The organism is Mesorhizobium sp. 1M-11, from assembly GCF_001303895.1.
Lineage (GTDB): Bacteria > Pseudomonadota > Alphaproteobacteria > Rhizobiales > Rhizobiaceae > Mesorhizobium.
In genome coordinates this window covers 65,136-91,137 of record NZ_LJSD01000024.1, presented here as the reverse complement: position 1 = coordinate 91,137, position 26,002 = coordinate 65,136, and the positions used below count along the sequence as shown (strand labels likewise).

The following is a 26,002-nucleotide window of genomic DNA, read 5'->3' as shown; positions in this document are numbered from 1 at the left end:
GCGCGGATCGGCGTTATGGGGTGATCAGGCGCGGTTCTTGAATCGCCAGGATTCGTTTCCGGTCTCGATGATCTCGCAGTGATGGGTGAGCCGGTCGAGCAGCGCCGTCGTCATCTTGGCGTCGCCGAAGACAGCGGGCCATTCGCCGAACGCCAGATTGGTGGTGACGATGATCGAGGTGCGCTCGTAGAGCCTGCTGATCAGGTGGAAGAGCAACTGCCCGCCGGCTTGCGCGAAGGGCAGATAGCCGAGTTCGTCGAGGACGACGAAGTCCAATCGGGTCAGGTAGTCAGCGATACGGCCCTGCTTGCCACCGCGGTGCTCGGTCTCGAGCCGGTTGACGAGATCAACGACATTGAAGAAGCGACCGCGCGTCCCGTTGCGGATGAGGGATCGGGCAAGGGCAATCGCCAGATGTGACTTGCCGGTTCCGGTGCCGCCGATGAGAACGGCGTTACGCTGGTCGGCGACGAAGGTGCCGTTGGCAAGGTCCCTGACCAGCACCTCGTTGACCGGCGTGCCGTCGAAGTCGAACTCCTCGATGTCCTTGGCGATCGGCAGCTTTGCGACGGTGAGCTGGTATTTGATGGAGCGCGCCTGCTTCTCGGCGATCTCGGCCGACAGCAGATCGCCGACGATCCTCGGCGGCTCGTGCTGGCGCTTGATGCCGGTCGCCATAACCTCGTCATAGGCACTGCGCATGCCGTAGAGCTTCAACGTTCCCATCAGATCCAGAACCTGCGTGCGTTCCATCAGCTTGCCCTCCTGAGGCTGTCGTAGCGGGCACAGTCGGCCTGCGGCTCATGGCGCAGGCGAAGAGCGTCCGGGGTGAGAATGGTGATGGCTGGCGCCGGATCGCGCCGCCGCGCCAGAATGTTGATGATGACAGCTGACGAGCAGACGTTCTGGTCGAGCGCCTCTTGGCAGGCGGCCTCCACGGCATCGATCCCGTCGGTCAACACCGCAGCCAGGATCGCCACCATCTGGCGATCACCGTCATCCGAGGACTTCAGTCGGCGCCGGGTCCGCTCCATCGCCGAGGGCAGAACCCAGTCCTGGAACGGCGCGCCATTGCGCAATGCGCCGGGCTTGCGGGCGAGCACGGGGACATAGTGCCAGGGATCGTAAATGGTCTCACCGCGCCCGAACGAACGGGCGTGTTCGGCGACGACAACGCCATCCTGCCGGATGACGATCCTGCTGGCATAGGCCTGGATCTCGACCGGTCGGCCCACGGCAGTCGACAGCACCGAGTATTTGTTGTTGTCGAAGCGCACCGTGCAGGTCTTCGATACCGAGGCGGGGACCGTGTGGAAGCCGTCGAAGGGGCCGCGATACTCGACAAGTTTGCCGCGCTCCTCCTCGAACACCTCCCAGATCGTGCGCTCCGGCTGATCGATATGACGGTGCGTCTTGGTGTAGGCGATGCATTTGTCGAGCAGCCAGGCGTTGAGTTCCTCATAGGATTTGAAGCGCAGCCGCGGCGTGAAGAAGCGCTCGCGCACCAGCCCGACCTGGTTCTCGACTTGACCCTTCTCCCAGCCCGACGCCGGCGTGCAGGCGACCGGCTGCACCAGATAATGGCTGCACATCTGCAGGAAGCGGCGATTGTATTGCCGGTCCTTGCCGACGAATACCGTCTCAACCGCCGTCTTCATGTTGTCGTAGATGCCGCGCGTGCAGGTGCCGCCAAAGAAGGCGAAGGCCCGGTCGTGCGCGTCGAACACCATCTCCTGCGTCTCGCGCGGATAGGCTCTGACGAACATCATGCGGCTGTGGCAAAGCCGGACATGGGCAACCTTCACGGTCACAGTCACGCCATTGATGAGGACGATCTCGTGGCTCCAGTCGAACTGGTAGGCTTCACCCGGCGCGAAGAACAACGGCACATAGGCTTCCGCCGTCGCTGATCCCTGCGCCTTCGCCCAGCTCTTGGCGTATCGGCGAACCGCGTCGTAGCTGCCGTCGTATCCGAGACCGCGGAGCTCCTCAAAGATTCGGATCAGCGTTAGCCGCTCGCGCCCCGCCTTGCCGTGATTGCCACCTAAAAGCCCGTCGAGCTGATCCTGCCAGGGGCCGATCTTTGGCATCGGCTGATGCTCACGCTCGTAACGGAACTCCGTCGCGTTCGACCGCAGCACCTTCCGGACAACCTTCCGCGATATCCTCAACTCGCGGCAGATCTCCTTGATCGACTTCCCCTGGACCAGCGAAAGCCGACGTATCTTCGCAATCGTCTCCACAACCAACATCCAAAACAAATGCCCCCGATGAAACCGAAGGCAGTGTGACAACCCTGCGTTACAGGGGTCCTTTTTGGACGCCGGTCACCCCTGAAACGGGGTCCTTATTCCACGCCGAAACACAGATACTGCCGATTGTGGAACGCAGTCGCCGGGCCGACTCGTAACGACCCCGCACCTCCACGCTACGCAGGACGGCAAGGACTGTGGTCGAATCAATCTCCCGAACGCTTTTGTCGCCAAGGATGGGATACGCAAAATCGAGCAGCCATTTGATCTTGTTGAGCGTCCGATCGGCACGCCCTTCTTTTTGCAGTTTGTCGACGAACTCCTGGGAAATTGAGCGAAACGTATCCTTTGTGACCCTCCCTTTTTTCGACCTGCGGTCCTGTGCGGGGTCAGTGCCCACCTGGAGCAGGCGTTTCGCATTATCCCGCGCCTTGCGTGCTTCGGCGAGGGATATGAGGGGATAGTTGCCCAAAGCCAGAATTTTCTGCCTTCCGCCAAACCGATAAGCTAGGCGCCATAGTCGTGTTCCGGAGGGTTGCACCCATAGTTGGAGCCCTCCGCCATCCGATAGTTTCTGGAGCCTGGGCGTAGGCCGGGCGGTGCGGCATCTCACGTCGGAGAGAGCCATTCGTGGGGACCTCCTGTTGGTGCTTCGATACCAACAGGCTTTCAGATACCAACAAAAATACCAACACCTCGCTTCGTTGGATCAAGTACGCTGAAGAATTGCGAAATGCGCTCGAATGCGCTGCAGTCGTCAAAAACGACGCGGTTTCAGGCACTTGCTGGCTCTAAAGCGCGAAGGCTTCAGCGAAAGTGAGTGTCGGGAGAAGAGAGGATGGTGCCCAGGGGCGGAATCGAACCACCGACACTGCGATTTTCAGTCGCATGCTCTACCAACTGAGCTACCTGGGCATCTTGGCGAAATCTGGAACCATGTTCTAGACCTTGCCTGCTCGCCGGGCCACAGCCCGAAAGCGAGCGGGGTTATAGCATGAGATTCCCGCCTGTCCAGCACCGCCGTGTCGATTTCGCCGGGAAAACAACCATGACGCTAAAACGCCTGAAAAATCCGGACCTTGCCCGCGCCGGCGGCACGTCAAGCGGTCAGTTCTGCTCGCTGCCTGGCGCCTTGTCCGGCATGTGGCCTGGCAGTTCCTCATCAGCCTCGCCGTCGTCGCCAGGGATCACATAGACGCCCTTGAGCCAGCGGTTGAGGTCGATGTCCTTGCAGCGCGTCGAGCAGAACGGATAGGTGTCGCGCGCCGAGGGTCGCCCGCATTCGGGGCAGGGCCGCTTCGGACGCAGTGGCGTCACGGTGCTGTCGTTGCTAGCCATGGTTTCTTCTCGTGCTGCGCCATCTTTTGCGCATCAAGCCTTCCGAAAATCGATTCCGGTTTTCGGGCCGATGCGTTACGAAAGCCCGCGTTCCGGCCAGCCGCGATGGGTGTCGAAACCTTCGCCGGCAAGCAGCGCGGTGGTCTCGTAGAGGGGCAGGCCAACGATGTTGGAATAGGAACCGGTCATTTTGACGACAAAGGCGCCGGCCAGTCCCTGCACGCCATAGCCGCCGGCCTTGCCGCGCCATTCGCCGGAAGCGACGTAGCGGTCGATTTCGACCCGTGGCAGACGCTTGAAGCGCACGCGCGTTTCCACCAGCCGCTGACGATGTTTGCCGTCGGGTGTGACTAGGCAGATGCCGGTATAGACCCGATGCGAGCGGCCAGAGAGCAGCTGCAGGCAAAAGGCGGCATCGTCGCTGGTTTCCGCCTTCGGCAGGATCCGCCGGCCCACGGCCACCACCGTGTCCGCGGCCAGCACATAGCCGCGCTCGGGCTCGGTTTCGCCCTGCAGCGAAGCAAAAGCCTTTTCCGCCTTTTCCCGGGAGAGTCGCTTGGCCAGCGAACGCGGATGTTCGGCGCGCTGCGGCGTCTCGTCGATATCCGCGGGCAGGATGCGGTCGGGCTCGATGCCGGCCTGCTGCAGCAGCTCGATCCGGCGAGGCGATCCCGAGGCAAGCACGAGCTTGTGCATGGTGCTCATCGCATCTGGCCCGCTACGATAATTTACTTGAAGCGATAGGTGATGCGGCCCTTGGTCAGGTCATAGGGCGTCATCTCGACCAGAACCTTGTCGCCCGTCAGAACGCGGATACGGTTCTTGCGCATGCGCCCAGCCGTGTGGGCAATGATTTCGTGTTCGTTTTCGAGCTTCACGCGGAACATCGCATTGGGCAACAATTCTGTCACCACACCCGGAAACTCGAGGACTTCTTCCTTCGGCATTCGATACCTTTGCTTGGATGGATTCCCGGCGGGCCGGCCGGAATTTGGCGCGGAACCTATATGATTATCGCCGCTTTGTGAACAAGCTTAATCGGCTTGTGCTCAGGCCTGTTCTCCGGCCTGTTTCAAGTCACCCGCGCCAGTGCAGCACGCAGACCAGCGTGAACAGCCGCCTGGCCGTGTCGAAGTCGATTTCGATCTTGCCCGCCAGCCGGTCCATCAAGGTTTGCGAACCCTCATTGTGCAGGCCGCGCCGGCCCATGTCGATCGCCTCGATGTGGCTGGGCGTGGAGGAGCGGATGGCGTCGTAGTAGCTTTCGCAGATCAGATAGTAGTCCTTCACGATGCGCCGGAACGGCGTCAGTGACAGGATATGGGTGACGACGTCCGCGCCATCCTCGCGGCTGATGGCGAAGACCAGACGCGATTCGGCAAGGGAGAGTTTCAGCTTGTAGGGGCCGCTGCCGTCGTCGTTAACGGGGCTGAAGGAGTTTTCCTCGATCAGGTCGAAGATGGCCACCGCCCGCTCATGTTCAACGTCGGGCGTCGAGCGGCCGATCGTTTCGTCGAGTTCGACGTCGATCAGCCTCGCGTTGTTTGGCCCGGCTCCCGACATGTCCGCCTACATGTTCAGCCGGATGGAAACGGAGAGGCCATGCGCGTCGAGCCCTTCGGCCCTGGCAAGTGCGATTGCCGCTGGCGCGAGCTGCCGCAGCTGCTCCGGCCCGAGCTTCAGCACCGACATGCGCTTGACGAAATCGAGGACGGAAAGGCCTGACGAGAAGCGCGCCGAACGCGCCGTCGGCAGCACGTGGTTGGAACCCGCGACATAATCGCCGATGGCTTCCGGCGTATGGCGGCCGAGAAAGACTGAACCGGCATTGCGCAGGCGGGCAAGGAGAGCTTTGGGCTCGTCGACTGCCAGTTCGACATGTTCGGCCGCAATGCGGTCGGCCAGTGGCAACGCGTCGTCCAGATTGCCGACCAGAATGATGCCGCCGAAGTCACGCCAGCTTGCCGCGGCGATTTCGCCACGCGGCAAGGTGGCCAGTTGGCGCTGCATCGCCACTTCGACAGCCGCCGCAAAGGCGGCATCGTCGGTGATCAGGATCGACTGCGCCGAGGCGTCGTGTTCGGCCTGCGCCAGAAGGTCGGCGGCGATCCAGTCGGGATCGTTCTTGCCGTCGGCGATCACCAGCACTTCGGACGGGCCGGCGATCATGTCGATGCCCACGGTTCCGAAGACCTGGCGCTTGGCGGCTGCCACATAGGCATTGCCGGGGCCGACGATCTTGGCCACCGGGCGGATGGTTTCCGTACCATAGGCGAGGGCGGCAACCGCCTGGGCACCCCCGATGCGGTAGATTTCGGAAACCCCGGCGAGATCGGCCGCCACCAGCACCAGCGGGCTGATGACGCCGCCCGAGGCCGGAACCACGATGACGATGCGTTCCACACCGGCCACCCTGGCTGGCACGGCATTCATCAGCACCGAACTCGGATAGCTCGCCGTACCGCCCGGCACATAGAGCCCGACCGCCTCGACCGCCGTCCAGCGCGAGCCGAGTTCGACCCCGAGCGTGTCGGTGTAACGATCGTCCTTCGGCAGCTGACGCTGATGGTGCGAACGGATACGGTCGCGGGCGAACTTCAGCGCTTCCACCGTGTCCGGGTCGGCCGCGGCATAAGCTGCCTCGATGTCGGCGCGGGAAACGGCGATGCCGAGTGTGCCGAGATCCGCCTTGTCGAAGCGCTGTGTGTAGTCGACCAGCGCCTTGTCGCCCTCGGTGCGGACGCGGGCGATGATATCACGCACCACAGCCTCGACATCGGCCGAAACCTCGCGCTTGGTGGCAAGGAACGCGGTGAAGCGTGCTTCGAAATCCGCATCGGCTGAATTGAGCGTGACCGCCATCCGTCAGCCCCTGTGCGCGGGGCGCGAGGAGGCTTGCCAGGCGCCGCCGAGATCGGCGAGGCGCGCCTCGACATATTCGACTTCCAGCATGATGGTGCCGTTGCCGGAGAAGATCAGTTCGATGATGCCGGCCGGCGGCGCGATCGGGATGAAACTGACGGCAAGCAGCGAAAGCACCTCGTCCGCCTTGTCACGGGCGATGCCGCTGGTCTTCACCGCCTGCACGCGCTCGAAATGCAGCACGCTTTGCCGGCGCTCATTGTGCTTGCGGAAGAAACCGGACCGCACTTCCCAGGCAAAGCGGTTCATCGGCATGACGAAGCGCTTCCATGTGGGCAGATATTCGAGGTCGCCCACCTTCATGACGGCATCCTGGACATGGGCCGAAATGATGCCCAGGTCCTGGTCGTCCAGCGCCAATAACTTCAAAGCGTCCATGCGGATACCGCACCTGCGAAGGTTTTGTTGTCTTACCTTCTGTTAGGCGGTCTTTCTGGCGGGCGCAACCGGGAGAGGAGGGCGGTAGGGGAATAAGGGATTGAGGGACTAAGGCAGTAGGGAAGTAGGCAGTCGGCAGTAGGGAAACAAGAAAGCTGGCAGTATCCGGTGATACCGCAGGCGTTCCTTTGCCTTACTGCCCTATTCCCCTACTGCCTACTTAGCCGCTGATCCGCTCAATCACCGCGCCGCAGCCCGACAGCTTGTCTTCCAGCCGTTCGAAGCCGCGGTCGAGATGGTAGATGCGGTTGACGGTGGTCTCGCCTTCGGCGGCAAGGCCGGCGATGACCAGCGACACCGAGGCGCGCAGGTCGGTCGCCATCACGGGCGCGCCCTTCAGCTTCGATACACCTTCGACGATCGCCGTCTGGCCCGAAAGCGTGATGTGAGCGCCTAGACGGGCCAACTCCTGCACATGCATGAAGCGGTTTTCGAAGATCGTTTCGGTGATGCGCGACTTGCCCTTGGCCTTGGTCATCAGGCCCATGAACTGCGCCTGCAGGTCGGTCGGGAAGCCGGGGAAAGGCTCGGTGGTGACGTCGACCGGCGAGATGCCGGCGCCGTTGCGCTTCACGCGGATGCCTTCGTTGGTCGGCGTGATCTCGGCGCCCGTCTGGGCGATCACGTCGAGCGCGTTCTGCAGCAGATCAGGCTGGGCGTCCTTCAGGAGCACATCGCCGCCGGCCATGGCGACAGCCATCGCATAGGTGCCGGTTTCGATGCGGTCGGGAATGACCCGCACGCTGGCACCGGAAAGCTGGTCGACGCCATCGATGGTGATGGTCGAGGTGCCGGCGCCGTGGATCTTGGCGCCCATGGCGTTCAGGCATTCGGCGAGGTTGACGACTTCCGGCTCGCGGGCGGCGTTTTCCAGCACGGTTTCGCCGCGCGCCAGAGACGCCGCCATCATCAGCACATGGGTGGCGCCGACGGAGACTTTCGGGAAGACGTAGCGGTTGCCCTTCAGCCGGTTCTTGGCCTTGGCGATGACATAGCCATTGTCGACGTCGATATCGGCGCCCAGCGCCTGCAGTCCGTCGATGAAGAGATCGACCGGGCGGGTACCGATGGCGCAGCCGCCGGGCAGCGACACACGCGCTTCGCCCATGCGGGCCAGCAGCGGGCCGATCACCCAGAACGAGGCGCGCATCTTGGAGACCAGCTCATAAGGGGCGGTGGTATCGACGATGTCGCGCGCGGTGAAGTTGATGGTGCGCGAATAACCGCCGCCATTGCCGTTCTGGTGATCGCGCTTGCCGTTCACCGAATAGTCGACGCCGTGATTGCCGAGGATGCGGATGAGCTGCTCGACGTCGGCCAGGTGCGGCACGTTCTCCAGCGTCAGCGTGTCACCGGTCATCAGCGCAGCGATCATCAAGGGCAGGGCAGCGTTCTTGGCGCCGGAGATGGGGATGGTGCCAGCGAGCTCGCGGCCGCCGACGATCCTGATGCGATCCATGAAAAAATGTCCCTCGGCCGGGAAGCCGGCTTTTAAATCGGTTGTGTTTGGGCCGCCCTCTAAACCATTGGTCGGTCCGGTTCAAGAAATAGAGCATGTCGTGCAAAAGCGTGCAGCGGTTTTGCGATAACGACATGCTCAAAATCAAAGGCCCTAATGCGCTCCGAGCGCATTAGGATTTCGGGAAGTCGGCGCAAAATGGCCGGCCCTCCGATTCCTCAGTCGTCTTTCCGTTCCTTCGATGCAGCCAACCCTTCAGGTCTTGTGTCGGCTTCGCCGGTGCGGCGCGACCTGAGCTGAGCTTTGCGCTTCTGCAGGTTCGCACGCAGGGCATCCGCCAGCCTGGCCTTGCGGTGGTCGCTCCTCGATTCCGGCTTGGTCTTGTCGTTCATGGTCTCGCGTAGTCCTTAACAATGCATAACCGACATTGTGGCGCGGCCATGTCTGAACGTCTCTTGGAAATTGCTATTATAGCAACTTGCGCTTGGCGATTCATTGTGGCAGAAGGCGCCGCATTCAAGGCGCTGCCGTAGCTCAGTGGTAGAGCACTCCCTTGGTAAGGGAGAGGTCGAGAGTTCAATCCTCTCTGGCAGCACCATTCTCCTATCTAACGCCAATTCGCTTTGCTCACGGCTCCGATGGGGCGGCCTGAGCGGCCGACGGACAGTCGCTCCTTGCGAATCCTGCGGGTTCGAACATGCGGCATCGAACTGCACGATTTCTCCCAATAGAATCAACAAACCGCCTTGTCACTGTGCGCAGCCTGCACGGTCTGCCTCCCTACGGGAAGGCTCCCGGATTGCACGGTTCGTCCTGAGAAACGAGGCAGACTCGCGACGCCGGTCGTTCGGCGGCGTTGTGACGATTCGAGCATCTCGGTGTCGAGTCAGGAGCTGTTCGCATGAGAACAAAATAGGAACAAAATCCTTGACGGGCTCTCCATCGCGATGGCAATCTGTTGCCATCAAACCGATGGAGAACGATGATGACCGAACCTGCGAGGGTCGCGGAGAGCGAAGCTTTTTCCTTGCGTCTGAACTGGCGACAGGCGGATCGTGAAGCCGATTATGTTGCCGACGCCGACGGTTATGACGGCAGCGTCGGCCGCATCTATATGCACGATGCCGGACCGCAGCAAGGCCTATGGTTCTGGGCGATGAACGCGCATGGTTCCGAGATCAGCCGCGACATCGGCAGTCTCAACGGTGTCGAGAAGTCGGCGCGTTCGGCAGCCCGCATGGTCGAGGGCGCCTGGTTCGCCGCCATCAAAGGATCGTCCCTTGACCGGCCGCTTCCGAAGCGGAATGCCTATGCTATGGCGAGAGCAGGAGAGTGAGGGTGATGCCCGGTACGCTGACAGAGATAGGTGTCAGGGACGCGGTTCCATCGGACCTCGATTTCCTGCGCGAAAGCTTGAGCACGCTCAACGATGAAATGACAACGCTTATCCGTAGCAATGGCCGCTACCGCGAGGGCTCACCGGGTCTTAACATCGAAGCATGCCTGCAGAGCGAGGCGTTTCTTATCGCTGCAAAGGGCGATGAACGGCGAGGCTTTCTGTCGATCTACCATCCCGGCTCGACGAAGGGTGCGTTGCTCCCGTTGCGGCAGCAGGCCACAATAGACACCCTCTTCGTGTTGCCACAGTTTCGCAGGAAAGGTCTGGCTTCGATGCTGCTTGAGGCGGCCGAAACGAAATGCCGTGGATGGGGCGCGGCCGGAATCGGCCTCAGCTTTCTCGAGGGAAATCACGCAGCGGCGGCTGCCTACCAAAAGGCAGGATATATGACGATCCGTCACGCAATGTGGCGATCGCTCGATTGAAGGCGCAAGCGGCGGCATCCTTACATCATGTCTGCCGGTTGGCTGAATCCATCTGCTTTTAGAAGATCAATGAGCCGTTTGACGTCGGCGCGGCTGGTTTTTGCGGGCGGCACGAACGCGCAATAGGGATGACCGAGCCTGACCGTCGTCGACGATAGTGCGACGAGGCGGCCAGCTTCGAGATCGGCGCGTGCAAGGGCGTGTTGTCCAAGTGCTATGCCCAGTCCAAGCCGGGCTGAGGAAATGGCCAGGCTGGACAGGCCTACGCGTCTGCCGCGCGATGGATCAGGTCGGCGCGCGCTACCCTGTGCCGCGAACCACTCCGACCATGTCGGGTGCGAGGCATAGTTCGGGCCCCAATTGGTGTGGATGAACGCGCTTTCGTGGACATCGATGAGGCTGGCGTCGTTGCCGAGACCGCGCGACAGCTCCGGTGAGCAGACGGGCAGAACCTCGTCATGCAGAAGCCGCACCTTCACGAGTTCGGGATAGTGGTAGTCGCCGTAGCTGATGCGGACGTCGACGCCCTGCCGCATGACGTCGATCGGATCTTCCTCGACGCGAATATCGATCGCTATGCGCGGATAGCTGTCCAAAAGCGCGGACAGCCGAGGCGCAAGCCAGTTTTCCGCGAGAGAAGACGGGGCGCTGACGACCAGGCGCATCCGCACTTCGTCCGACAGGATCCGGGCGGTGATCGCTGCGATGTCGCCCAGCGCGCGCGCCGTCTGCGGGTAAACCGCGTGGCCTGCGTCGGTCAATGCGATGCGGTTACCCGTGCGCAGAAACAGCTTCTTGCCGAAATAATCCTCCAGGTTGCGCACCTGCTGGCTGACGGCGGCCGACGAGACGCCCAGTTCCCGGGCTGCAAGCGTGAAGTTGCCGGTCCGCGCGGCAACCTCGAAGGCCTTCAGCGCATTCAGGGGCGGAAGCCGCTCCATAACTCCTCCATAAGGTTTTCTTTCGCAACCCTAATAATTTTGCCCGTTGAAGCGAAGATTTAATTGCGACCACATGTGGGTCACAGCCTTTGGAGGAAACCATGAAGCACATCATCGATCTCGACCGTTTCCCTCTCGACCGTCCCGGCAGCGACGATTGGAACGCCCTCGTGGCCAAGTCGCGAGAGGCGCTTGTCGCGAATGGCATGTTCGATCTCGAGGGGTTTCTGCTGCCCGGTGTTGCCGAGCGGGCGGCAGCCGAGATCAAGCCCGCCATGGACAGCCGCTCCCACGAGCATCGTCGGGTGCACAACATCTATTTCAAGCCGCAGATTCCTGAACTGCCGGCCGACCACCCGGCGCTGCGCAAGGTTGAAACCGTCAGTCACACGCTGTGCGCCGACCAGATGCCCGAAAGCATCGTGCTCGCAATCTACGAATATGCGCCACTCGCGACTTTCCTGGCGGCAACGATGGATAAGCAGGCGCTCTATGTGATGGACGATCCGCTGGCGCGCGCCAATGTGATGGCCTACCGCGCGGGCGAGGCTCTGAACTGGCACTTCGACCGATCGGAATTCACCACCACGCTGCTGCTGCAGGCGCCCGACGAAGGTGGTGCCTTCGAATACCGAACCGACCTGCGCTCCGACACCGACCCGAACTATCCCGGCGTTGCCCAGTTGCTCGAAGGTCGCGATTCTCTCGTCAAGACCACGCGCCTCAAGCCGGGAACACTGAATATCTTCAGAGGCAAGAACACGGCGCACCGGGTTACGCCGGTAGCGGGTGACCGCGAGCGCATTATCGCGGTCTTCTCCTACTACGAACGGCAGGGTGTGATGTTCAGTCCGGAGGAGAGGTTCGGCTTCTACGGCCGGGCAGCGTGAGCGGGTACTCCCGCCCAGGCGTCGCCATCGCGGTTCACTCAAGGAGGCAAGCATGACGTTTCTCAGGCGCAACGGGTCGCCGGTTCCCGCTTCCGTGGAGCGGCTGGCACAGGCTACACGCGAGGGGCGATACGACCGCCGTGAGTTTCTGGCGATCGCGAGCGCGACCGGTGCGTCGACTGCCGTCGCCTATGCCATGCTCGGTATTTCGGTTCCGGCCATGGCGGAGGAGGCACCGACCCCGAAGAAAGGCGGAACGCTGAAAATCGCGATGTTCGTCAAACCACTCAAGGATCCCCGCCTGTTCGATTGGTCGGAAATGTCGAATGTCGCCCGGCAGGTCGTCGAACCGCTGGTCAGGTATACGCGGCAGGCGACCTTCGAGCCGATATTGCTGGAAAGCTGGGAAACCAACGACGACGCCACCGAATATGTCCTGCACGTCCGCAAGGGCGTGACCTGGAACAATGGTGATGCTTTCAGTGCCGACGACGTGATCTTCAATATTCGTCGATGGTGCGACAGCAAGGTCGAGGGTAATTCCATGACCACGCACATGGCGTCCCTGATCGATGCAGACACCGGCAAGGCGAGGGAAGGTGCTGTCGAAAAGGTGGATGATCACACGATCAAGCTGCGGCTCGGCGCGCCTGACATCTCCATCATACCGGGTATGGCCGAATATCCGGCGCTTCTGGTGCATCCGACATTCGACGAAACGGGTGCGGACCTGGTCAAGAACCCGATCGGTACCGGCGCTTTCGAACTGGTCAGCTACGATGTCGGGCAGCGCGCGGTGCTGAAGCGGCGGGTGAACGGGGCGTGGTGGGGTGGCGAAGCATTTCTGGACGGGGTCGAATTCATCGACTACGGCACCGATCCATCAGCGATGGCAAGTGCATTCGAGTCCGGCGAGGTGCAGGCCAACTACGAGACGACAGGTGATTTTGTCTCGGTTCTCGACGACATGCGCCTGGTAAGGTCCGAGGCGATCACCGCGGGAACCATCGTGGCGCGGATCAATCTTGCCAACAAGCCGTATGACGACCCGCGCGTGCGCAACGCACTGCAGCTGGCGGTCGACAACGATGCTGTGTTGAAGCTCGGCTATGGCGGTCGTGGAACGCCTGCCGAAAACCATCATGTCTGCCCCATCCACCCCGAATACGCCAAACTGCCTCCGATCGGCCGTGATCTCGACCGGGCCAAGACACTGATGGCTGAAGCCGGCCAACTCGACTTCGGGCACGAGATCGTCACGGTCGACGAGGAATGGGAAAAGAACACGGGCGACGCGATCGCGGCTCAGCTGCGAGAGGCCGGCTTCAAGGTGAAGCGGACTGTTCTACCGGGCTCGACCTACTGGAACGACTGGACGAAATTTCCCTATTCGCTCACCAACTGGGCGATGCGGCCCTTGGGTGTCCAGGTTCTGAGCCTCGCCTACAAGTCTGGGGGCGCCTGGAATGAGACTGCTTTCGCCGACAAGGTGTTCGATGCCAGGCTGACAGAAGCGCTGGCAATACCGGATCCGGACAAACGCAGGGCGGTGATGGCCGACATCGAGGCCATCCTGCAGTCGTCCGGTATCATCATCCAGCCATTCTGGCGCAGCCTGTTCAACCACACCGCGCCTCAGGTCAAGGGCATGGAGATGCACCCGACCTTCTGCATGTTCTTGGAGACGGTCTGGCTTGACGACTAGCATGCGACGATGGTCCCCGAGGGTGATCGTCGCGATTTGCGCCAAGCGGATAGCGATAAGGCGCGCTACCATAACCGTTGAGCGTGCGTGCTCCAAGTCTCGGGAAAATTGCTCTAATGTCCCTGTGGGAAAGGCGATCCGCCAGCAGGCACGCCAGGCGCCATCGATAAATGGAACCTCGATGTCCTGCGGAGCTTTCGCGTCCAGCGGAACCAGGGAGACTGATGATGGAACCGAGCATCAAGAAGTTCTTCGAACGCTACGCAGGCTTTTTCAACCAGTCACTCGCCGGCAACATCGATGAGGATGAACTGGCGGCGCTCTACGCTCCTGAATTCATCGCGGCATCGCCGCGCGGGGTGATGACCGGCAGGAACGACGACCAGCTCAAGCGGACTCTGGCGCACGGCTATGCGCACTATCGGGAGATCGGCACGAAGGCGATGCGGATACGCGATATCCGTGTCACGCCGATCGACGAGCACCACTGCGTCGCTCATGTCGCCTGGGCGGCAACCTATGCCCGCAAGGATCAGCCGGACCTGTCGATAGACTTCGAGGTGCATTATCTCATGCAAATGCTGGACGGCCAGCCGAAGGTCTTCGGCTGGGTCGCGGGCGACGAGCAGGAACTTCTGAAGAAGCACGGCATCGGCTGAAGCCAGCATTTGCCATCGGCAATTCGATGAACGAAATCCGCGCGCCGTGCGTTCTGTCTTCCATGGAACGGACGATGACCGGGTTCGAGAGCCGCAGGGTCGAGACGGCGCAGGGCGGCGTGTTCGCGCATCAGGGCGGATCGGGGCCGGCGCTGCTCCTGCTGCATGGATTCCCTGAGACGAGCCTGATGTGGCGCGACATCGCCCCGATGCTCGCACGGGATTTCACCGTCATTGCCGCCGATCTGCCGGGTTATGGCGCCAGCGATTGTCCGCCTGCTGCCCAAGGACATGCAACCATGTCGAAACGCGCCATGGCGGCGACGCTCATCGAGGCGATGGCGGCACTCGGGCATCACCGCTTTGCGATGGCGGGTCATGACCGTGGCGGCCGGGTCGCCTATCGCCTGGCACTCGACCATCCCGACGCGGTGGCCAAGATTGCGGTGCTCGATGTCATCCCTACCTTCGAGGTGTGGGACCGCGCGGATGCGCGCCTTGCCCTGGCGTTCTGGCCGTTCTCGCTGCTGGCGCAGCCGGCGCCGCTGCCCGAGCGGCTGATCGGCGCTGCACCGGAGGCGGTCGTCGACAATGCGCTGGACGAATGGGGATCGCCGCCCGGTGTTTTCCCGCGTGCCGTGCGGGACGCCTATGTCGCCGCGCTGCGAGATCCGGCGCATATCCACGCGATCTGCGAGGAATATCGCGCCGCCGCCACCATCGACCGCGAACACGACCGTGCCGACCTCGACGCGGGACAGCAGATCGATTGTCCGCTGCTGGCGCTGTGGAGCGCGCATGGCGGCCTGGCCAGCTGGTATGAAGAGGTCGGCGGGCCTTTGGGAATATGGCGCCGCTGGGCGAAGGACGTGCGAGGCCACTCGGTCGATGGCGGTCACTTTTTTCCGGAGGAGAAGCCGGAAGCCACCGCCCGTCTGCTGCGGGACTTTTTCGAGCCGGGTTGATGCGGGAACTCGGCCGAGATCGAAAGGCTGACAGCCTACTCCGCTGTAAACGAATACGTCGCCCCGACGCCGAAGGTGAATTGGTTGCGCGAGCCGAGATCCTTGACGATCGGGCTATCGGCGGCGTCGCCGACCATATAGTCGAAGCGCTGGTAGAGCGTGGTCGTCCATTCCTTCGACCAGACATAGCTCTGTGCCGCCGAAAGGCCGACGCTGACGAGGCCGCCCTTGGGATCGAAAGCAGCCACGGTGCCGTTGCGCAGCGCCGCTTCCGGCGAGACGCCATATTTGAGGTTCATGACATTGTCGTCCGCCAGCACCAGGCGTGGGCCGCCCGACAGCGTCAGCTGGCCGTAGTTCTGCACATAGTCGGCCATCAGGTCGGCACTGAAGCCGTCATTGGAATGCAGCCCGTGGCGCAGTTCGCCGCGCAGCCGCAACCGATCCTCGATCGGCCAGAATTCGGCGAAGACACCGGCTTCCACCGTCCAGGGATAGGTGTCCAGCCCTTCCAGCCGACCGCCCTCGGTGGAGCGGCCGGGGCGCAGGCTGGCGACCGGGCCGATCGCGAAACGCTTGCCGGTGAAGAAGGTGATGTCGAAATTGTCATCGGGCGCGGAGAAGGTCTGCGGCTCCGAGGCGCGGCGGAATGAGATCGAAGGCATGCCGCCGAGGCCATAGCGCGATGAGCCATCCCATTTCGGGCTCACCGTCATCATGCCGCCGACGCTGATGATCCAGGGGTCGTTGGAGGCAACCGGCTGTTCGCCGACGTTATCGGCAGCCTGTGCGGAAACCGGCGAGGCAACGCCAATGGCGGCTGCCAGCAAAGCCGAATTGAACAGACCGCTGCCTTCGCGGCCGGGTCGGGAGAACCAACGCAAAACCAACCTCACTTCGCTGTCTTGGCGATCTTGATACCAAGTTTTTTGACCCGATGCCAAAGACTTCGTTCCGCGATACCCAGCCGCTCGGCTGCCTTCACCTGCACGCCGTCGCTCTCCTGCAGGGCGGCGAGGATGAAATCACGCTCGATGCGTTCCATCTCGCTATCGAGATCGGATGGCACTGCAGGGGTCGTCGCTGCCTGCCGTTTCGCACGCGTGACATAACCCGGCAGATCCTGCGGGGTGATCACGTTGCGGGATGCCACGATGGTTGCCCGCTCAATGGCGTTCTGCAGTTCACGGATGTTGCCGGGCCATTGATAGGCAGAAAGCGCCGCCTCGGCCTCGGGCGCAAAGCCTGGGATCTTCTTGGTCATTTCGGTAGCGAAATGATTGAGGAAATGGCAGGCGATCGGCAAAATGTCTTCCTTGCGTTCGCGCAGCGCCGGCACGCGGATCGGATAGACGGCCAGCCGGTAATAAAGATCCTCGCGAAAATCGCCTTCATCCATCGCCGCCTCGAGGTCGCGATGCGTGGCGGCGATGATGCGGACATCCACCTTGACGCTGCGGTCGGAGCCGACCGGCTCGAAGGTCTGGTCCTGCAGCGCCCTCAGCAGCTTGGGCTGCAGCGAGGCGGGCAGGTCGCCGATTTCATCCAGGAACAACGTGCCGCCATTGGCGGTCACGAAACGGCCGTCGCGCGCGGCAACGGCGCCGGTGAAGGCGCCCTTGGCATGACCGAACAATTCGCTTTCCAGGAGATGTTCAGGGATCGCCGAGCAGTTGATGGCGATGAAGGGGCTGTCCCGCCTCGGGCTGTTGAAATGGATGGCACGGGCGACCAGTTCCTTGCCGGTGCCGCTCTCGCCCTGAATCAGCACGGTGGCGCGGCTTGCGCAGACTTCCGCGATCTGCCGCAGCACCTCCGCGAAGGCCGGACTGGAGCCGATCAGATTGCCGAAACTGTATCTGTCTTCCAGTTCCGCGCGCAGGCGGCGGTTTTCGTTGACCATCTGCGTCAGCCGCAGCGCCCGCCTGGCGGTCGCGATGACGTCATCGATCTCGAACGGTTTCGAGATGTAGTCGAAGGCGCCTTCCTTCACCAGGGCGACCGCGTCGCGCAGCGAGGCGTAGGCCGTCATCACCACCACGGGCAGGTCGGGGCGCTTGCTGCGCAATTCCTGCAGCAGGTCGCGGCCGTTGCGGCCGGGCATCCTGAGGTCGGTGATCACCAGCCCGAAATCGCCATTTTCGATCCGCTCCAGCGCACTGTCGGCACTGGTCACGAAATCGCTGGAAAGGCCGCCGCCCTCCAGCGCCAACGCCAGCGTCTCGGCAAGGCGAGGCTCGTCGTCAACGACCAGGATCGAACTAGCCATCTGCACCCTTCTTCCGGTTCATCGGCAAACGTATAACGATGCTGGTGCCGCTCTCCAATGCACTGGTGCAGGTGATCGCCCCGCCATGATGTTCGATCACGGACAGCACCTTGGCCAGCCCGAGGCCGGTGCCCTTGGTCTTGGTGGTGAAGAACGGGTCGAACATGCGGTTGACCACGTCCGGTTCCATGCCGGTGCCGTTGTCGGCGACGGTCAGCACTGCTTCCGATGCCTCGTCGTCGGCTTGCGCGTTGACTGTCAGCTTGCCGCCATCGGTCAGCGCTTCCATGGCGTTGAGCACGAGGTTGATGATCACCTGGTGTATCTGGTCGCCATCGGCTTCCACCATCAAGCCGCTCGCCACCGTGAGTTCACGGGTGATGCCGCGCTTGTCGAGTTCCGGCGTCATGAAATCGATCGCCCTGTGCACGATCTCATCCAGCGCGAGGATACGCATGGTCGGCCGGTTCGGCCGCACATAGTCGAGCACCTCGGTGACCAGCCGGTCGATGCGGTTGACCTCATCGAGGACGAACCCCAGCAGCCGTTCGTCGGGCTGGGTGAGATAGCTGCGCTGGGCCACCACCTGGCTCGACGTCTTGATGATGCCGAGAGGATTGCGGATCTCATGCGCGATGACGGCCGCCGCCTCGCCGAGCGCCGCCAGTTGCTCGCGCCGCCGCATCTCGCCTTCCATCTGCCGCAGCCGCTCCAACTGGCGCGTCATGACGTTGAAGCCGCTCGCCACTTCGGCGAATTCCGGGCCGTCGCCTTCGGACAGCTGTAGACGGTAATTGCCCGAGGCGACCTCGCGCAGGCCGCGTTTCAGGCTCTGCAGCGGTCCGGTCAGACGGCGGGCCAGAACGATGCCGACGGTGATGGAAAGGCTGGAGGCAATCAGCGCCAGGATGGTGAACAGCCGCCAGTCGATCAGTTGTTCGAACACCGGCCGACGCGCGGCAAGGCCGAAGGTGACGATGCCGACCAGGCGGCCGGCATCGTCGCGAATGGCGCCGTAGCCGGTGGCCAGGCCGCCGCTGCCCTTGTCCGGCACCACGGTGTAGCTGTCGCCCCTGTTCAGGATGGCCAGAACGTCGTCGGATACCGTCAGCGGATCGCCACGTCCTTCGCGCACGAGCGGGATCAGCGTGTTTCCCTGCAGGCGATAGGCGTGGATGATGATCGCTGTCTTGGCACGGGGTGCGGCGAAGAAGGAATCGTCGAGCTGGTTGGCGACCAGAACGTGCAGCACCTGCCCGTCGCGTTCGAACAGCCGTGCCGCGCCGACAACGAGCGCCGGCCGGTCGTCCTTGCTTGCGGTGAAAACCGAACGCGTCGAACTGCGCGGCAGCGGCATATCAAGCGTGGCGCTGCCATAACGGTAGAGCGTGTTTCCATTGTCGTCGTAGATCAGCACCAGATCATAGCCGACGGTGGAAAGCAGGTCCGAATAGACGCGCAGCGATGTGGAGTTTTCGTTGACCTCGCCGGTCAGCGGGCCGCCATGCGCCGGCAGCGAGGCAGCAAGGATCGATGCGGCGCGGTCGGCCTCGTCCTCGCTGCTCATCGTTTCGCTGACCAGGAAGTCGGCGGCACGGCCCAGCCAGCGTTCGACATTGTGCTTGAAGCTGGATGAGATCAGCACCGCCGCGACATAGGACGCGATCAGCACCGGCGGCACGGAGACCGCCAGGAAGGCAAGCACAAGGCGCCAGCGCAGGGTCAGCCCGTTGAGCACGACACCTCCTGTTGCGGTCGCGGTTTCATTGTTGTGCCGCCGGGGAACAGCGCTGTGCGGCTGGCAGGGCGTAGCGTTTCCAGGTGAAGGTCTGGCCGAGTGCCTTGACGCCGAGATAGCCGGTGACGGTCAGCTTGTCGGGACCGGCAAGCTTCAACGCCGCGTCATAGGTGTCGCCTTCCTCCGGATCGTAGATCTTGCCGCCGTCCCAGCCACCCGATTTATCGGGTGTAAGTCCGCTCAGCACGGCAAGGCCGCAGATCGGCCGCTTGCGCAGTTTCTGGCTGGGGTTGTTCTGGTCAGTCAGGGCAAGCCCCTTGTCGTCGGTCGGCGTCTTCAGCCAGACGATGCGCCCGCACAGCTTGCCGCCGCAAGGGGCGATCTCGACCACGCCCTGGCCGTCATGGGTGAGCCAGGTGGTCGTAATGTCGGTTTGCGCGGAAGCGGCGGTGGTCAGGAGCAGAAGGCTCACTAGTGCCACCGCGTATCGCACGAAGACCCCCTCTCCGTCACCGCTTCGCGGCGCCACCTCTCCCCCGCTTCGCAGTGGCGAGGAACCCAAACTGGATGGGCGCCGGCGCTGCAATCGCGGTTCCTCGCCCCAGCCGAAGGCGGGGGAGAGGTGGATCGCCCGAAGGGCGAGACGGAGAGGGGGTCTTCGTGCGATACGCGACAACTGGGCCACTTTTCCACACAAACGGGCAAGTGCGGTCATTCCATTTTTCCTCGACCGATCAGCAGCACGCCGGAGATGATGAGGGCGATGCCGGCCGTCTGCGGCCAGGTAAGATGTTCGCCGAACAAGAACATGCCCGCCGCCGGCACGGTGACATAGGTGAGCGCTGAAAGCGGAAAGGCGCGGCCGAGGTTCATGCGCGCCAATATCAGCATCCACAGCACGAAAGTAAGGGCATAGAAGAACACGGCCAGCCATAGTGCCGGCGTCGCCAGTGCCGCCAGCACCCAGGCCATGTCGAGCGAGCCGGCGCCGATGCGCTCGCTCGCCCATTTGAAGGCGATCTGCGTTGCCGTGTCGACGACGACGAAGCCCGCGATGATGCCGCGCAGGCCGGAGGTGCTTGTGGCTGACATGCTCATTGTTCACCCGCCTTGGTCCTAGCGCGTACCTCGCGCAGGTCCGGATCCCAGCGGTCGAGCGCCAGCCAGGGCGCGATTGCCGCAAGGCCGCGGTTGAGCAACCCGTTGGTGTGCTTGGCGAAGATGGCCGAAGGCACCAGCCGGCTGCCCATGCGCAGCTTGGAGGCATAGGCGGTCTGGCCGGTCTGCAAAAGCGGCCTTCCGATCTCCCTGCAGAACCGCAGATTCTCCATCCAGCTCACCACATAGAGATTGTGCTCGCGCGCCAGCGGGTAGGCCATGCCGAGGAACTTGTCGATCACGCGGTCGGCGCCGACGAGCAGCAGGTTGAAGGCGGCCAGCCTGTCGCCGACCCAGTAGAGCTGGAACACCGCATCCTTGCCGAGGCGATGCGCCACTTCGGTGAAATAGGTGCGCGGCAATTCCTCGAAATCGCCGTAACGCAACTTGCTGTTCTCCTGCGTTGAGCGATAGAGCGCAGCGATTTCGTCCTCCAGCCCGGCGATGTCGTTGCGCCGTTCGATGCGGACGGCGTCCCGGCTTTTCAGCTTGCGCCTGACGTCCTTGCGCGTGGCCTTCGAAAGTCGCGCCAGATAGGCGTCTTCGCTGTCGCCGGCATCGGCCACCGCCACCGGCAGGCTGGCCAGCCGCGCGAAGCCCCTGGCGGCAAGCAGATTGCCGACCAGGACCTCGTCCTCGGGCGTGATGTCCTTGAACACGATGACGGCCGCTTTGCGCCTGCGCGCTTCCCGCTCCACCGCATCGATCAGCGTGGCATGCGCCGTGGTGCTTTCGCTGGTCGAAAGCCAGTCGCGGCGCACGAAATGGCAATGGTCGGCCATCGGCGAACCGACGCCGAGCAGGCCGAGTGCCAGCAACCCCGGAAACTGGTCGACCAGCCGCCCTGTCCAGGCACCGAGCGACCCCTGGAACGGGGTATCGAGCCGGTAGGTCAGCGAAAACAGGGGGGCTGCCATCGCCAGCCCGCGGGGGTCGTTCACGGTTACGGCCAGCGGCGCACTGCCGTCCGCCGCGGCCGATACCTCGCAGGCGGCGTGATAGTGGATGCCTTCGGCATCGCTGCAACTCGTCTGCGGCCACGAGGCCGGATCGAGCGAGGACAAGCCCGCCACGATCGCGCCTGATATCGGCATCGCGTCAGGCGACGACCTGAAGGCTTCCATGGTCATGCGAACCCGCGCGTTGATGGGACTGTGCCACGCTTTCGACGAAGGCGGCGGCTCTTGCGATGACCAGGCGGCGCTGCCGGTCGAGCGTGACCAGGTGATAGCTGTCGTCGAGCACCAGGGATTCGACCGTGCCGCCGAGATGGCGCTGAAAATACTCCATGTTCGACAGGCTGGCGATGTCGTCCTCGCGGGCATGCACGACCATCGTCGGCTGGCGCAGCTCCGGCAGTTCCGGCTTCAGCGCGTCGACCAACCGCCACAGTTCGCGCAGCGCCAGCGCAGGCGTCGCTTCGAGCCCGGCCGCGGTGGAATCGCCGGAGAACATCGACTGCGCCAGAACCATGCGCAGCCGCTCGTCCTTCAGTCCATAGGGCTCCTGTTCCACAAAACGGTATTTGCGGCCGCTCGGCGTGTTGATGAAGAGCTTGAGCAGGAAACGGTACCAGGGGATGGACCAGCCGTCGTACCAGAGCGTCGGTGCGAACATGATGAGGCCGTGCACGCGCTGCGGCTGGCGCGCTGCCAGCATGGCGGCGAGCACCGCGCCCATCGAAAGGCCGCCGACCAGAACGACACGGCAGCGCTGTTCCAGCGTGGTCAAGGCGTCTTCGGCGCTGGCGTACCAGTCCTTCCAGTTGGTGGCGATCAGGTCGGCCTCCGTGCCGCAATGTCCGGCCAGCATCGGGCACAGCACCGTGTGGCCGCGCTCGGCGAAATTGCGCGCCACGTTGTTCATCTCGATCGGCGTGCCGCCGAGGCCGTGAAGAAGCAGCACGCCGACATCGCCGCGCGGGAAGAAGATGGTGCGGTCCTTGGATTTGAGTTTCGTGGATGTTTCAACCATCAGATCGTACCTGCGACGAGAATGACGCCTGCCGTGATGAGCAGCGCGCCGAGCCATTGAGAGGGGCCGGTCTCTTCCCCCAGCCACAGCCGCCCGGCGAGCGTGATGGCGAGGATGTTGAGACTGGCGAGGGGAAAGGCGATGCCGAGCGGCGCAAGCGTCAGGATGCGCACCCAGATGATGAACTCGGCGACATAGATGATGAGCCCGAGTCCGACCCAACGGTCGGCGAAGAGGGCACGGGCGAAAGGTTGCCAGCGCTGGGCGGAAAATTCCGGCAGCGCGTCGGCTCCGAACTTGAAAGCGATCTGGCCGAACACATCGCAGGCGATCGAGAGCACGAACAGGACGATCAGCTCGGTGCTCATGCCAGCACCTGTTCGAGCCTTGCCGCGATGCGGGCGTTGGTCGTGTCGTTGACGGTGGCCATCGCGGCGTCGAATTTCGGCTGGCGCGGATGGTCGAGCCTGGCCAGCGTGTAACGGAACGGATCGCGGAACTTGGGCGGCGAATAGTCACCGCAGACGTCGACGCCGAGGACGCGCCGGTGCGCGGCCAGCCGTTCGATGGCGTGCAGCACCTGGTCGAGCCGCATGGCGCCCTGGTCCCAGTTGGTCACCGCTTCGCTGGTGGCCAGAACGTCCTTGTCGAAGGTGATCCACAGCGCTTCCGGCCCGAGCCGGGAAATCAGCTCGCCGACGAAGGCCTCCCAGTCCTCGTCTGCGAGGTTACGCCAGATAAGCCGCTTGGCGAAGCCGTCGCCAAAGGTGCTGGCGCCGCCTTTTTCGACTGCCTTGCCGACAAGCTGCGTCGTCGGCACGCGCCAGGCATACATTTCGAGGCGGCCGTCGCGGATCGCCTGAAGGTTGGCCGACTTGATCTGTGGCAGCGTGAGGTCGGTGCTGGTCGGGCCGATGGTGATGACGCGGGTCACATTGCGCCGCTCCAGCGTGCGGTTGACCCAGCCGCCGCAATTGGACGTTGCGGGGAACGTCACCCAGTCGGGATGATTGTCGAACTGGATCACCGTCACCGGTTCCTCTGTCCGGCCAAGGAACAGGTCAGTGAGGTGATGGAAGTCGCCGGAGCCGTAGAAGATCACCTCGGTCCTGCCATCCGTGCGCGGACCGACCCGCTTGCCGAGTTCGCTGAGCGCCTGCCTGCTCGCAACGATGCGCAGCCGGGGCGCGAGGTCCCCGGCTGGCACGATGTCGGCTGGTTCGGTCCGGGTGCTGTGGAATCCCTGTCCCGTCACGGCGCCGTCGAGATCGACGATGCGCAGGCGCATACATTCATCCCTTGGCTGGGTGGGTTTTGGTCACGCGGGTGAACAGCTGATCGAGCAGCGCGATTGCCAGGTCGATCTCGGCATGGCTGATGGTCAGCGACGGCGCCAGCGTGATGACGTTCTTGAAGTAGCCGCCGATGTCGAGCACCAGGCCGTAGGTCTGGCCGTTATGCACGAGATCGCCCTTTAGCGCCTCGTCCACCATGCGGTCGACCAGCGCCTTGGACGGCGTGTAGCTGTCATGCGGCTCGCAGATCTCGATGCGCAGCGCCAGGCCGAGGCCATCGACTTCGCCGACGATCTTGTGACGGCGCTTCAGCTCTTCAAGGCCGCGCAGGAAATAGGCGCCCTTTTCCGGCACCGTCGTTTCATAGTCGTCCTCGGCCATCATCTTCATGGCTTCGAGCGCGACGGCGGTGCCGAGCGGATTGGCGTTGAAGGTCGAGTGGGTCGAGCCGGGCGGGAAGGCGCCCGGATTGATCAGCTCTTCGCGCGCCCATACGCCGGACAGGGGGTTGAGGCCGTTGGTCAACGCCTTGCCGAAGACGACGACATCGGGATTGACGCCGAAGTGCTCGATCGACCACAGCTTGCCGGTGCGGTAGAAGCCCATCTGGATCTCGTCCACCACCATCAGGATGTTGTGGCGGTCGAGCACCTTCTTCAGTTCGGTGAAGAAGTTCATCGGCGGGACGATATAGCCGCCGGTGCCCTGCAGCGGCTCGACATAGAAGGCCGCATATTCGGCCTCGCCGGCCTTCGGGTCCCACACGCCCTGATATTCGCTTTCGAACAGGCGCTCGAACTGGCGCACGCAATGCAGGCCATATTCTTCCTTGTTCATGCCCTTGGGGGCACGGAAGTGGTAGGGGAATGGCACGAACTGCGCGCGTTCGCCGAAATGGCCGTAGCGGCGGCGATAGCGGTAGGACGAGGTGATGGCCGAGGCGCCCAGCGTGCGGCCATGATAGCCGCCCTCGAAGGCGAACATCAGGCTCTTGCCTTTCGAGGCGTTGCGCACCAGCTTCAGCGAGTCCTCGATCGCCTGGGCGCCGCCGACGTTGAAATGCACGCGGCCCTTGTGGCCGAATTTCTGCTCGGCATCGCGCGCGATCAACGCGGCGAGTTCGATCTTCTCGCGATGCAGATATTGGCTGGCGACCTGGGGCAGCTTGTCGATCTGGCGCTTCAGCGCATTGTTGAGACGCTGGTTGGCGTAGCCGAAATTGACCGCCGAATACCACATCTGCAGATCGAGGAACGGCGTGCCGGCCGCATCGAACATGTAGGAGCCTTCGCAGCGGTCGAAGATCTTGGGGAAGTCCGTGTAGTGCACGGTGTCGCCATGCGAGCAATATTCTGCTTCGAGCGCGAGCAGATCTGCCTCGCTGAGCTCGAACCCGGAATCGTTGCCGGCGTCGAGCCGAAGGGCGGCGTTGGTGGGCATGGATCAGATCCTTGTTACAGAAGAGGGGTGGACTGGACGGCCATGGCGTTGGCCAGCCAGTCGGAGAAGAGCGGCGGCAGGTCGGTGAAGTTGCCGAAGCTGCGGTAGGTGATGCCGTTGGCACGGCAATGGTCGGCGAGCTTGCCTTTCGCGAACACCATGTCGGCGATGGACGCGGCGCAGAAATCGGAGCGGCCGTCGCCGATCAGCACGCGCAGCGCGCTGTCTGGCGCTCGGTCGAAACTGGCGCATTTGCAGTGCGCGGAGCTGGCGCGGCAGTTGGCCGAGGCATGCGGGCAACCGAGCTGCCAGCGGTCGCTGCCGGCATGCATGAGTTCGTTGGCGAGGACCGGCAGGGCGAGACCGTAATCTTTGAGCGCGTGGGCAATGACGCGTTCCAGCCCATCGGAGACGATGGTGACGCTGACGCCGCTGGCCTGCAGCGCCTCGGCGAAGGGGGCGAAGCCGGGGTCGATGCGCAGGCAGTTGGCGAAAAGGTCAAGCATGACCGGCTCGACACGCAATAGCTCGACCTGCCGGGACATGCATTCGCGCGAACCGATCGCGCCACGCTCCCAGGCAGCCTCGATGGTGCGCCATGCCGGCTGCGCAAACTGCGAGAGCAAAAGGTCTGTCGTGTCTTCCAGCGAGATCGTGCCATCGAAATCGATGAAGCACTCCACGGGAGGCAGGGGGAGGAGGTCGATCTTGTTCATGCTGCACTGCACCTGCACG

General features: G+C 63.0%; 28 protein-coding genes, 2 tRNA genes and 1 pseudogene. 7 read left to right on the top strand and 24 right to left on the bottom strand.

What is annotated here, in order from left to right; all coding sequences use genetic code 11:
* Positions 1-24: 24 nt before the first annotated feature.
* The 12 genes and pseudogenes from istB to AO692_RS33385 all read right to left on the bottom strand — a co-directional run bounded on the left by istB (position 25) and on the right by AO692_RS33385 (position 8,801).
* On the bottom strand, positions 25-753 hold the full coding sequence (gene istB / locus AO692_RS11740) for an IS21-like element helper ATPase IstB (RefSeq protein ID WP_054308547.1): 729 nt from the start codon (positions 751-753) through the stop codon (positions 25-27).
* Positions 686-2,252 (bottom strand): annotated as a pseudogene (istA, locus tag AO692_RS11735) (IS21 family transposase). Before istA ends, istB begins: the two are co-directional and overlap by 68 nt.
* Before the next feature lie 49 nt (positions 2,253-2,301).
* Complete coding sequence (locus tag AO692_RS11730) at positions 2,302-2,880, bottom strand: integrase arm-type DNA-binding domain-containing protein (RefSeq protein WP_082407331.1); 579 nt, start codon at positions 2,878-2,880, stop codon at positions 2,302-2,304.
* A gap of 211 nt (positions 2,881-3,091) precedes the next feature.
* Positions 3,092-3,167: transfer RNA gene (locus tag AO692_RS11725), tRNA-Phe, on the bottom strand.
* Between the two features lie 192 nt (positions 3,168-3,359).
* Complete coding sequence (gene yacG, locus AO692_RS11720) at positions 3,360-3,590, bottom strand: DNA gyrase inhibitor YacG (protein WP_054310241.1); 231 nt, start codon at positions 3,588-3,590, stop codon at positions 3,360-3,362.
* A 75-nt stretch (positions 3,591-3,665) separates the two neighbouring features.
* Positions 3,666-4,295, bottom strand: a complete 630-nt coding sequence (locus AO692_RS11715) for a Maf-like protein (protein ID WP_054310240.1) — start codon at positions 4,293-4,295, stop codon at positions 3,666-3,668.
* Between the two features lie 23 nt (positions 4,296-4,318).
* The gene (gene infA, locus AO692_RS11710; protein ID WP_006200926.1) at positions 4,319-4,537 is read right to left on the bottom strand and encodes a translation initiation factor IF-1; all 219 of its coding nucleotides are present in this window, start codon (positions 4,535-4,537) and stop codon (positions 4,319-4,321) included.
* Positions 4,538-4,667: 130 nt separating this feature from the next.
* Positions 4,668-5,153 carry a UPF0262 family protein gene (locus AO692_RS11705; RefSeq protein ID WP_054310239.1) on the bottom strand — a complete coding sequence of 162 codons (486 nt, stop codon included), beginning with the start codon at positions 5,151-5,153 and terminating at the stop codon, positions 4,668-4,670.
* A 6-nt stretch (positions 5,154-5,159) separates the two neighbouring features.
* Complete coding sequence (gene hisD / locus AO692_RS11700; protein ID WP_054310238.1) at positions 5,160-6,452, bottom strand: histidinol dehydrogenase; 1,293 nt, start codon at positions 6,450-6,452, stop codon at positions 5,160-5,162.
* A gap of 3 nt (positions 6,453-6,455) precedes the next feature.
* Positions 6,456-6,890 (bottom strand): DUF2948 family protein, encoded by a 435-nt coding sequence (locus tag AO692_RS11695; RefSeq protein WP_054310237.1) that lies wholly within the window; start codon positions 6,888-6,890, stop codon positions 6,456-6,458.
* Between the two features lie 220 nt (positions 6,891-7,110).
* A complete protein-coding gene (murA, locus tag AO692_RS11690; RefSeq protein WP_054310236.1) occupies positions 7,111-8,409 on the bottom strand; it encodes a UDP-N-acetylglucosamine 1-carboxyvinyltransferase in 1,299 nt (432 codons plus the stop codon).
* 218 nt (positions 8,410-8,627) lie between these two features.
* Positions 8,628-8,801: a hypothetical protein gene (locus AO692_RS33385; RefSeq protein ID WP_162839662.1), complete on the bottom strand. Its 174-nt coding sequence runs from the start codon at positions 8,799-8,801 to the stop codon at positions 8,628-8,630.
* A 131-nt stretch (positions 8,802-8,932) separates the two neighbouring features.
* On the opposite strand from AO692_RS33385, the gene AO692_RS11685 reads away from it, so the two are divergent.
* The 3 genes from AO692_RS11685 to AO692_RS11675 all read left to right on the top strand — a co-directional run bounded on the left by AO692_RS11685 (position 8,933) and on the right by AO692_RS11675 (position 10,233).
* Positions 8,933-9,007, top strand: a tRNA-Thr gene (locus AO692_RS11685).
* Between the two features lie 387 nt (positions 9,008-9,394).
* Positions 9,395-9,745 carry a hypothetical protein gene (locus AO692_RS11680; RefSeq protein WP_054310235.1) on the top strand — a complete coding sequence of 117 codons (351 nt, stop codon included), beginning with the start codon at positions 9,395-9,397 and terminating at the stop codon, positions 9,743-9,745.
* Between the two features lie 5 nt (positions 9,746-9,750).
* Entirely contained in the window at positions 9,751-10,233 is a 483-nt protein-coding gene (locus AO692_RS11675; RefSeq protein ID WP_152979815.1) for a GNAT family N-acetyltransferase, read from the top strand.
* 20 nt (positions 10,234-10,253) lie between these two features.
* Here AO692_RS11675 and AO692_RS11670 read toward each other — a convergent pair whose 3' ends face one another.
* The gene (locus AO692_RS11670) at positions 10,254-11,174 is read right to left on the bottom strand and encodes a LysR substrate-binding domain-containing protein (RefSeq protein ID WP_054310233.1); all 921 of its coding nucleotides are present in this window, start codon (positions 11,172-11,174) and stop codon (positions 10,254-10,256) included.
* Positions 11,175-11,275: 101 nt separating this feature from the next.
* Between AO692_RS11670 and AO692_RS11665 the strand changes: the two genes are divergently transcribed.
* From AO692_RS11665 to AO692_RS11650, 4 genes are all read left to right on the top strand, one after another.
* On the top strand, positions 11,276-12,064 hold the full coding sequence (locus AO692_RS11665; RefSeq protein WP_054310232.1) for a 2OG-Fe(II) oxygenase: 789 nt from the start codon (positions 11,276-11,278) through the stop codon (positions 12,062-12,064).
* A 52-nt stretch (positions 12,065-12,116) separates the two neighbouring features.
* Entirely contained in the window at positions 12,117-13,769 is a 1,653-nt protein-coding gene (locus AO692_RS11660) for an ABC transporter substrate-binding protein (protein WP_054310231.1), read from the top strand.
* Positions 13,770-13,996: 227 nt separating this feature from the next.
* Positions 13,997-14,428: a hypothetical protein gene (locus tag AO692_RS11655; protein ID WP_054310230.1), complete on the top strand. Its 432-nt coding sequence runs from the start codon at positions 13,997-13,999 to the stop codon at positions 14,426-14,428.
* A gap of 74 nt (positions 14,429-14,502) precedes the next feature.
* Entirely contained in the window at positions 14,503-15,393 is an 891-nt protein-coding gene (locus AO692_RS11650; protein ID WP_054310248.1) for an alpha/beta hydrolase, read from the top strand.
* Between the two features lie 35 nt (positions 15,394-15,428).
* On the opposite strand, the gene AO692_RS11645 is transcribed toward AO692_RS11650, so the two are convergent.
* From AO692_RS11645 to AO692_RS11595, 11 genes are all read right to left on the bottom strand, one after another.
* Positions 15,429-16,277, bottom strand: coding sequence for a MipA/OmpV family protein (locus AO692_RS11645; protein ID WP_152979814.1), 849 nt, complete (start codon positions 16,275-16,277; stop codon positions 15,429-15,431).
* Between the two features lie 8 nt (positions 16,278-16,285).
* Positions 16,286-17,662 (bottom strand): sigma-54 dependent transcriptional regulator, encoded by a 1,377-nt coding sequence (locus AO692_RS11640; protein ID WP_054310228.1) that lies wholly within the window; start codon positions 17,660-17,662, stop codon positions 16,286-16,288.
* The gene (locus AO692_RS11635) at positions 17,655-19,400 is read right to left on the bottom strand and encodes an ATP-binding protein (protein ID WP_054310227.1); all 1,746 of its coding nucleotides are present in this window, start codon (positions 19,398-19,400) and stop codon (positions 17,655-17,657) included. The genes AO692_RS11640 and AO692_RS11635 overlap by 8 nt, the downstream gene beginning before the upstream one ends.
* A gap of 25 nt (positions 19,401-19,425) precedes the next feature.
* Positions 19,426-19,872, bottom strand: a complete 447-nt coding sequence (locus AO692_RS33135) for a DUF2147 domain-containing protein (protein WP_054310226.1) — start codon at positions 19,870-19,872, stop codon at positions 19,426-19,428.
* 239 nt (positions 19,873-20,111) lie between these two features.
* Positions 20,112-20,498 (bottom strand): EamA family transporter, encoded by a 387-nt coding sequence (locus AO692_RS11625; protein WP_082407329.1) that lies wholly within the window; start codon positions 20,496-20,498, stop codon positions 20,112-20,114.
* Entirely contained in the window at positions 20,495-21,688 is a 1,194-nt protein-coding gene (locus AO692_RS11620; RefSeq protein ID WP_152979813.1) for a GNAT family N-acetyltransferase, read from the bottom strand. The genes AO692_RS11625 and AO692_RS11620 overlap by 4 nt, the downstream gene beginning before the upstream one ends.
* Complete coding sequence (locus AO692_RS11615; RefSeq protein WP_082407328.1) at positions 21,657-22,532, bottom strand: alpha/beta fold hydrolase; 876 nt, start codon at positions 22,530-22,532, stop codon at positions 21,657-21,659. The genes AO692_RS11620 and AO692_RS11615 overlap by 32 nt, the downstream gene beginning before the upstream one ends.
* Positions 22,532-22,900, bottom strand: a complete 369-nt coding sequence (locus AO692_RS11610) for a hypothetical protein (protein ID WP_054310224.1) — start codon at positions 22,898-22,900, stop codon at positions 22,532-22,534. Before AO692_RS11610 ends, AO692_RS11615 begins: the two co-directional genes overlap by 1 nt.
* Entirely contained in the window at positions 22,897-23,820 is a 924-nt protein-coding gene (locus tag AO692_RS11605; RefSeq protein ID WP_054310223.1) for a hypothetical protein, read from the bottom strand. The genes AO692_RS11610 and AO692_RS11605 overlap by 4 nt, the downstream gene beginning before the upstream one ends.
* A gap of 4 nt (positions 23,821-23,824) precedes the next feature.
* Positions 23,825-25,267: an aminotransferase class III-fold pyridoxal phosphate-dependent enzyme gene (locus AO692_RS11600; protein ID WP_054310222.1), complete on the bottom strand. Its 1,443-nt coding sequence runs from the start codon at positions 25,265-25,267 to the stop codon at positions 23,825-23,827.
* A gap of 14 nt (positions 25,268-25,281) precedes the next feature.
* Positions 25,282-25,983 (bottom strand): HAD-IB family phosphatase, encoded by a 702-nt coding sequence (locus AO692_RS11595; RefSeq protein ID WP_054310221.1) that lies wholly within the window; start codon positions 25,981-25,983, stop codon positions 25,282-25,284.
* Between the last annotated feature and the right edge of the window lie 19 nt (positions 25,984-26,002).

Excerpts from the sequence above, each read along its gene's own strand:
- AO692_RS11625 (WP_082407329.1), bottom strand. The coding sequence starts at position 20,498 with ATGAGCATGTCAGCCACAAGCACCTCCGGCCTGCGCGGCATCATCGCG.
- AO692_RS33385 (WP_162839662.1), bottom strand. The coding sequence starts at position 8,801 with ATGAACGACAAGACCAAGCCGGAATCGAGGAGCGACCACCGCAAGGCC.
- AO692_RS11680 (WP_054310235.1), top strand. The coding sequence starts at position 9,395 with ATGACCGAACCTGCGAGGGTCGCGGAGAGCGAAGCTTTTTCCTTGCGT.
- istB (WP_054308547.1), bottom strand. The coding sequence starts at position 753 with ATGGAACGCACGCAGGTTCTGGATCTGATGGGAACGTTGAAGCTCTAC.
- AO692_RS11705 (WP_054310239.1), bottom strand. The coding sequence starts at position 5,153 with ATGTCGGGAGCCGGGCCAAACAACGCGAGGCTGATCGACGTCGAACTC.
- murA (WP_054310236.1), bottom strand. The coding sequence starts at position 8,409 with ATGGATCGCATCAGGATCGTCGGCGGCCGCGAGCTCGCTGGCACCATC.
- AO692_RS11670 (WP_054310233.1), bottom strand. The coding sequence starts at position 11,174 with ATGGAGCGGCTTCCGCCCCTGAATGCGCTGAAGGCCTTCGAGGTTGCC.
- AO692_RS11615 (WP_082407328.1), bottom strand. The coding sequence starts at position 22,532 with ATGGTTGAAACATCCACGAAACTCAAATCCAAGGACCGCACCATCTTC.
- AO692_RS11715 (WP_054310240.1), bottom strand. The coding sequence starts at position 4,295 with ATGAGCACCATGCACAAGCTCGTGCTTGCCTCGGGATCGCCTCGCCGG.
- AO692_RS11660 (WP_054310231.1), top strand. The coding sequence starts at position 12,117 with ATGACGTTTCTCAGGCGCAACGGGTCGCCGGTTCCCGCTTCCGTGGAG.
- infA (WP_006200926.1), bottom strand. The coding sequence starts at position 4,537 with ATGCCGAAGGAAGAAGTCCTCGAGTTTCCGGGTGTGGTGACAGAATTG.
- hisD (WP_054310238.1), bottom strand. The coding sequence starts at position 6,452 with ATGGCGGTCACGCTCAATTCAGCCGATGCGGATTTCGAAGCACGCTTC.
- AO692_RS11655 (WP_054310230.1), top strand. The coding sequence starts at position 13,997 with ATGGAACCGAGCATCAAGAAGTTCTTCGAACGCTACGCAGGCTTTTTC.
- AO692_RS11605 (WP_054310223.1), bottom strand. The coding sequence starts at position 23,820 with ATGCGCCTGCGCATCGTCGATCTCGACGGCGCCGTGACGGGACAGGGA.
- AO692_RS11640 (WP_054310228.1), bottom strand. The coding sequence starts at position 17,662 with ATGGCTAGTTCGATCCTGGTCGTTGACGACGAGCCTCGCCTTGCCGAG.
- yacG (WP_054310241.1), bottom strand. The coding sequence starts at position 3,590 with ATGGCTAGCAACGACAGCACCGTGACGCCACTGCGTCCGAAGCGGCCC.
- AO692_RS11695 (WP_054310237.1), bottom strand. The coding sequence starts at position 6,890 with ATGGACGCTTTGAAGTTATTGGCGCTGGACGACCAGGACCTGGGCATC.
- AO692_RS11595 (WP_054310221.1), bottom strand. The coding sequence starts at position 25,983 with ATGAACAAGATCGACCTCCTCCCCCTGCCTCCCGTGGAGTGCTTCATC.
- AO692_RS11650 (WP_054310248.1), top strand. The coding sequence starts at position 14,503 with ATGACCGGGTTCGAGAGCCGCAGGGTCGAGACGGCGCAGGGCGGCGTG.
- AO692_RS11730 (WP_082407331.1), bottom strand. The coding sequence starts at position 2,880 with ATGGCTCTCTCCGACGTGAGATGCCGCACCGCCCGGCCTACGCCCAGG.
- AO692_RS11610 (WP_054310224.1), bottom strand. The coding sequence starts at position 22,900 with ATGAGCACCGAGCTGATCGTCCTGTTCGTGCTCTCGATCGCCTGCGAT.
- AO692_RS11665 (WP_054310232.1), top strand. The coding sequence starts at position 11,276 with ATGAAGCACATCATCGATCTCGACCGTTTCCCTCTCGACCGTCCCGGC.
- AO692_RS11620 (WP_152979813.1), bottom strand. The coding sequence starts at position 21,688 with ATGACCATGGAAGCCTTCAGGTCGTCGCCTGACGCGATGCCGATATCA.
- AO692_RS11675 (WP_152979815.1), top strand. The coding sequence starts at position 9,751 with ATGCCCGGTACGCTGACAGAGATAGGTGTCAGGGACGCGGTTCCATCG.
- AO692_RS11600 (WP_054310222.1), bottom strand. The coding sequence starts at position 25,267 with ATGCCCACCAACGCCGCCCTTCGGCTCGACGCCGGCAACGATTCCGGG.